Origin of the sequence: Pontibacter rugosus, from assembly GCF_042678745.1 — a bacterium.
Taxonomy (GTDB): Bacteria; Bacteroidota; Bacteroidia; order Cytophagales; family Hymenobacteraceae; genus Pontibacter; species Pontibacter rugosus.
Genome location: NZ_JBHTLD010000451.1, coordinates 1 through 934 on the forward strand (window position 1 = coordinate 1; position 934 = coordinate 934).

Consider the following 934-nt stretch of genomic DNA (forward strand, 5'->3'; position numbering starts at 1 on the left):
GTAAGAAGAAATAGTAAATGGCTAGATCATTAAAAAAAGGGCCTTATATTGACTTTAGGCTCGAGAAGAAAGTAACTGTAATGAACGAGTCTGGCAAAAAGTCAGTTATTAAGACTTGGTCACGTAGATCTATGATATCTCCTGATTTCGTAGGCCACACTTTTGCAGTTCATAACGGAAATAAATTTATTCCGGTTTATGTTACCGAAAACATGGTAGGACATAAACTAGGTGAATTTGCTCCGACTAGAAACTTTAGAGGTCACATTGCTAAGAAAGATAAAGGCAAGCGTTAATCATGGAAGCAATAGCAAAACTAAATAACGTCCCTACCTCTCCTCGTAAGATGAGAATGGTAGCAGACTTAGTACGCGGTAAAAGCGTATCTAAGGCTCTTGGTATTCTTAAGTTTGAAGCCAATGCTGGTGCAGCCAAAGTAGAGAAACTTGTTTTATCTGCATTAGCAAACTGGCAGGCAAAGAACGAAGATGCTAGAATCGAAGAAGCTAATCTTTACATCAAGACAATATTTGTTGATGAAGGAAAAATGCTAAAGCGTCTTCGTCCAGCTCCTCAAGGTCGTGGTCACAGAATCAGAAAAAGATCAAACCACGTAACACTTGTTATCGACAGCATGTCTGAAGAGCAATTGGAGAAGCTATCTAAGAAATCAAATAAAGCCAACAAGTAAGAATTATGGGACAGAAAGTTAATCCGATCGGTTTTCGACTAGGTGTTATCAAAGGTTGGGATTCGAACTGGTATGGCGGCAAAGATTTCGCTGAGAAACTGATCGAAGATGAAAAAATCAGAAAATACATCCTTGCTCGTATCCCGAAAGGCGGTATTTCTAAAATTATAATTGAAAGAACACTTAAGCGTATCACGCTTACCGTTAACACAGCTAGACCAGGTGTTGTTATTGGTAAAGGCG

The 934-nt window shown here is 38.9% G+C and carries 3 protein-coding genes; all 3 read left to right on the forward strand.

Going from position 1 to position 934, the window contains the following annotated elements; translation table 11 throughout:
* The first annotated feature begins 17 nt into the window (after window positions 1-17).
* Window positions 18-296 (forward strand): 30S ribosomal protein S19, encoded by a 279-nt coding sequence (gene rpsS / locus ACFQ2O_RS21845; protein ID WP_068838136.1) that lies wholly within the window; start codon window positions 18-20, stop codon window positions 294-296.
* A gap of 2 nt (window positions 297-298) precedes the next feature.
* Window positions 299-691: a 50S ribosomal protein L22 gene (gene rplV, locus ACFQ2O_RS21850; protein ID WP_377533071.1), complete on the forward strand. Its 393-nt coding sequence runs from the start codon at window positions 299-301 to the stop codon at window positions 689-691.
* Window positions 692-696: 5 nt separating this feature from the next.
* Window positions 697-934: KH domain-containing protein (locus ACFQ2O_RS21855; RefSeq protein ID WP_377533073.1), on the forward strand; the 238-nt coding region annotated here is incomplete at its 3' end.

Excerpts from the sequence above, each read along its gene's own strand:
- rpsS (WP_068838136.1), top strand. The coding sequence starts at position 18 with ATGGCTAGATCATTAAAAAAAGGGCCTTATATTGACTTTAGGCTCGAG.
- rplV (WP_377533071.1), top strand. The coding sequence starts at position 299 with ATGGAAGCAATAGCAAAACTAAATAACGTCCCTACCTCTCCTCGTAAG.